This is a genomic window from Paenibacillus sp. 01L418 (assembly GCF_056400045.1).
Map to the genome: position 1 here is coordinate 1 of NZ_JBFTSN010000461.1, position 4,805 is coordinate 4,805.

Here is a 4,805-nt window from a genome sequence, read left to right on the forward strand (position 1 = left end):
TTCTTCCATTTTGGGCGAGTGGCCGAGCTCAACGGTTAAGTGATCGATGGCTTGCTGAATCAGCAAGCCTTTTTCCTTAATCCGTCTCGGCACCTGGATATACCAAGACTTGTCTCGCAAATAGTTTTTCAAATGCCCGATAATGCTCTTCATTGCATATCCCTCAAATGGGATTTCACGCGAGCTGTCATACTGCCTAAATAAACGCAGCATAGACAACTGACCGACTTGGTATAAATCCTCATAGAGATCTGGTCTGCTGCGGGACATCTTTGCAGCTGCCATCTTCACAATGGGCTCAAAATGCTGCAGCAATACGGTTGCAACTTCATTACAATTCGATTGCTGATACAATTTTATTTTTTCAATCATATGTTCTGGATCCAGGAAGGATGAATTTGCGTTCATGCCATCTCCTCTTTCCTACCAAATAGCTTGGTCAAAATTACCTCAGTGCCTCTCTCAGAAAACACTTCCACTTTATCCATCAATGCATGCATCATAAACAGCCCAAGTCCACCAGCCGTTACTTCACTTAGTTCTTTATTGTGCAGAGACTCGGTTTTACTTGCGGATGGCTCATATTTAAAGCTCGTACCCTCGTCCTTAATGCGAATAGAGAGCCCTTCTTCCTCAAGCTCAAAGCTAATATCCACTACACCAGGCTGGCTATTGCTGTATGCATGGAGTACTACGTTCGTACAAGCCTCGGTTACAGCAACCTTCATATCTTCAATTTCCTCATAGGAAAAACCTGCTTTGTTCGCAACGCCAAATAATGTAAGTCTAACAATATCAATAAATTCTGCTCTCGCCGGAATCGATAAACGAATGAATGAGTTCATAGTCGCTTCTGTCCTCTCTTCTATGTTCCTATTATAGCTTATATTTTCTTCACTTTATTCCATATCCTTATTGTGGAAATCGCACCATCATATATCGTACTTATTAAGCTAGGTTCAGATGCTGGTTTCTTCTTGCCTTCACCTTTTATCGAAGCAACTACGCTTGCTGCCGATTCCTTAGCCGCTCCAGTAAATGAGTGCAAGGCGTGACCAAGATCATTGACGGATGCGAACAACACATCGAGCGAGCTTAGCTTCGTTCGTACATCAAGTGTCATTGCATTCGTATTATGAATAGCCTCCTTCACCTCAACGCTAATTTGAGTCACTTCAGTTCGCAGCGAGCCAACGGTTTGCCTCATTTCATCAAGTGCACCTCGCAATACTTTCAACGTTTGAATTAGTGAATACAAGAGAACAAGAAAAGCAATCGCTATAACCGCAATACTGATTTGCATAAGTAGATCCATCGGTCATCACTTCCTTTTTTTCATTACATACCCGCTATTTCATTCTTTGAAACAAAAAGCGGTTTTTCTCATATAAGAGGCAGGAATATTCTATGCACTCATTCATGCTATAATAAAGGGAGACTGTTACTAGAATTCTTTCATATAAAGGAGTTTATTCTATTGGGTAATTTACGTTTCAAAATCCGCTCAAAGATTTTACTCGGCTATTTTCTGATCATACTCTGCTTAGGCGTTTCTATCCTTGTCGTCAGCGAGAGAATATCATCCTTACAAACAGAAATTGAGTCAATTACAAGTCGAGACATCGAAGTGCATAATTTGATTACCAGTATTCGCTATAATGTCGTAAGCATGGAGACTAGCCAGCGCGGTTATGTGATTACGGGCAATGACCTTTATTTAGAGCCCTATATTCGTGGAAAAAGCGAATGGGAAGCCAACTATAACGCACTGTACCAGTATTTATCCGACAATCCAACTACACTCAAAACTATGGAAGAAATAAAACTGACCATACAAAATTGGATCGAAATTGCCGGTGAGCCTACTCTAACCATGCGCAAAAATAACGATACGCAAGGTATTATTGATTTCTATAATGACGATATTGGAAAAGACCAAATTGATTCTCTTCGGATACAGTTAGAAACCTTGCGACAAAATGAAATCACTTCAACGAAAGAGCATATTGCTGAATTGGAAAATCGAAATGACATACTCATTATTAGCTTGTATCTCATGCTGCTTATTGTGTCAGTTATTGCTTTCATCATCGTTTCATTTGTTTCCGGCGCAATCGTTAAAACGATCCAACAGGTTGTGAAGACGATAAACGATATCGCATCCTCCGGAGGGGATTTATCCACTCGTATTAAAGTAAATACAAGAGATGAAATTAAAGATCTCGCTGAAGCTACCAATAGTTTGCTTGATAATATAAACGACCAAGATTGGATCAAAACAAAAGTTGCCGAGGTGGCAACGATGAATCAAGGCATTAATGATACATCAACGCTAGCAGATTCTTTTCTCACGAAGCTTGCTCCAATTCTAGGTGCAGCCTATGGCTTATTTTATCTCCGCCAAGGTGCAGGCGAGCAGCAGAGACTTGTGAAAATGGCTTCCTATGCAGCCCATGGCGATCAGTCAGGACTAGAAAGCTTCCGATTGGGCGAAGGCCTTATCGGTCAAGCGGCAGTGGAGAAACGTACGTTTTTGTTGAACACGGCTCCAGAGCATCGAATTAACTTAACCTCGGGTCTTGGAACGCTTCAGCCTAAGAGCATCCTAATCGTGCCTTTCGAGTATGAAGGCAAAGTAGTAGCTGTCGTTGAATTTGCTTCCACCGAGTCGTTCACTTCTCAGCACCTAAAGCTGCTTGAGCAAATCGATACTCATTTTGGCGTTGCGATTAACAGCGTTGTTGGCCGAATGGAAATCGAGAGGCTGCTTAGCGAATCGCAAGTGATGACGGAGGAGCTTCAAACGCAAACCGAGGAGCTGCAGACACAGTCTGAAGAGCTTCAGATGCAGCAAGAGGAAATGCGCATGACTACTGAGCATCTAGAGGAACAGAATCTATTTGCCGAACAGAAAACAAAGGAATTGGAAAAAGCAAAAGAAGAGCTCGAGGCCTATTCGGAGCAGCTTAAACAAAGCTCGCAGTACAAATCCAATTTTTTGGCTAATATGTCGCATGAGCTTCGTACTCCATTAAACAGCATCTTAATTCTCTCTCAGCTCCTTGCGGAAAATGAGAACCATACGCTTAATTCGGATGAAGAAGGGTATGCTAAAGTCATTAATACATCCGGTAAAGATCTATTAACGCTAATAGATGACATTCTTGATTTGTCTAAAGTCGAAGCCGGAAAACTCATCTTGACGATGGATGAAGTAAACGTAAGTGAAATTCCTGAACATATGAAGCTGCTATTCCAACCTGTCGCTGAGCAGAAAGAAATAGCTTTCCATATTAACGTCAATGCTAATGTCCCTCAATTGCTTTATACAGATGGTCAGCGGCTGCAGCAAATTTTGAAAAATCTACTGTCCAATGCTTTTAAATTTACGGAAAAAGGATCAGTTACTCTCGACATCCAGAAGGCTGGCTCACATGAAGTACAAAAACTTGTACCAGCACATATAAATAAAGACGTTTTGGCCATATCTGTAACCGACACCGGAATAGGCATTCCACTGGATAAACAGCAGCTAATATTTGAAGCGTTCCAGCAGGTCGATGGCGAAACGAATCGTCAATATGGCGGAACAGGATTAGGTTTATCCATTTGCAATGAATTTACTAAGCTTCTGGGCGGCAGTATCGTCCTTGAAAGCTCGCCAAAAAAAGGGAGTACTTTTACTCTCTATGTACCAAGTCTGCCTGATATGGAGAAAGAACAGCTTGTATCCCTTAATCAAGAGGTCGCAGCAGCTTCAGAAACTGTGGTCATCGATGCCTCACCTGATATTGCCGATGATCATAACATTTCTGACTTATCGGAAGATGAATGCACTCTATTTAAAGGGAAAAAGGTACTGCTCGTCGAGGATGATTCCCGTAATGTATTCGCTCTCGTCAAAGCGCTTGAGAACAAAGCATTTAACGTAACCGTGGCAAGCAATGGTAGACAATGCTTGGACATTATAAAAGAACAATCCGACTTCGATATTGTGCTCATGGACATTATGATGCCAATTATGGATGGCTTTGAAACGATGAAAATCATACGTCAGGATACCAAAATGAAGGATACGCCAATTATTGCGCTTACGGCGAAAGCGATGAAAAGCGATCGCGACAAATGTTTGGAAGCCGGTGCTTCCGATTATATTAGCAAACCTCTAAATATGGACCAGCTTTTCTCGCTGATGCGGGTATGGTTGACGAAGCAGGTGGGCAATTGACCAGTCAAGGAAATGAAGAAGCTGTAGATTATAATGAATTAACGCTCGATGATCTGGAACGAATCGAAATCGATTTGTTATTGGACGGTATTTACCGCGTCTATGGTTATGACTTCCGCAATTACTTGCGTTCATCGCTTCGCAGACGCATTACGCATCGAATGAATCTTGAAGGCTTGCCCACGATCACCTCTCTCCTTGAGAAGGTGCTCCATGAGCCTGGATTTATTCATATATTGCTTAATGATTTCTCCATACGAGTAACGGAAATGTTCCGTGATCCAAATTTCTTTGCTGCGTTCCGCAAGGATGTTATTCCTTTTCTTAGGAACCTTCCTGAAATTCGCATTTGGCATGCGGGCTGTGCGACTGGAGAAGAGGTTTATTCGATGGCTATCCTGCTCCAAGAGGAGGGCTTGCTGGATAAAGCGAAGATTTATGCAACGGATATGAATGAGCATGTTATCGAGAGTGCAAAACAAGGGAAGTTCCCGCTCAAACGAATGCAAGGATTCACCAAAAATTACTTGCAGGCTGGCGGTACAAAAGAATTTTCCTCTTATTATACGACTGATTA

Annotated in this window: 5 protein-coding genes; 2 read left to right on the forward strand and 3 right to left on the reverse strand. The window is 42.0% G+C overall.

Annotated elements, in window-relative coordinates:
• The 3 genes from AC1DSE_RS30315 to AC1DSE_RS30325 all read right to left on the reverse strand — a co-directional run.
• Nucleotides 1-408, reverse strand: a 408-nt coding sequence (locus AC1DSE_RS30315) for a sigma factor (protein ID WP_477528707.1), incomplete at its 3' end; no start/stop codon positions are given.
• On the reverse strand, nt 405-845 hold the full coding sequence (rsbW, locus tag AC1DSE_RS30320; RefSeq protein ID WP_076269046.1) for an anti-sigma B factor RsbW: 441 nt from the start codon (nt 843-845) through the stop codon (nt 405-407). The genes rsbW and AC1DSE_RS30315, both read right to left, overlap by 4 nt.
• 38 nt (nt 846-883) lie before the next feature.
• Complete coding sequence (locus AC1DSE_RS30325; RefSeq protein WP_076269047.1) at nt 884-1,315, reverse strand: DUF948 domain-containing protein; 432 nt, start codon at nt 1,313-1,315, stop codon at nt 884-886.
• Nucleotides 1,316-1,477: 162 nt separating this feature from the next.
• Between AC1DSE_RS30325 and AC1DSE_RS30330 the strand changes: the two genes are divergently transcribed.
• Nucleotides 1,478-4,228: a response regulator gene (locus AC1DSE_RS30330; protein ID WP_477510663.1), complete on the forward strand. Its 2,751-nt coding sequence runs from the start codon at nt 1,478-1,480 to the stop codon at nt 4,226-4,228.
• The coding region (locus AC1DSE_RS30335; protein WP_477528708.1) for a CheR family methyltransferase at nt 4,225-4,805 on the forward strand (581 nt) is incomplete at its 3' end. The genes AC1DSE_RS30330 and AC1DSE_RS30335, both read left to right, overlap by 4 nt.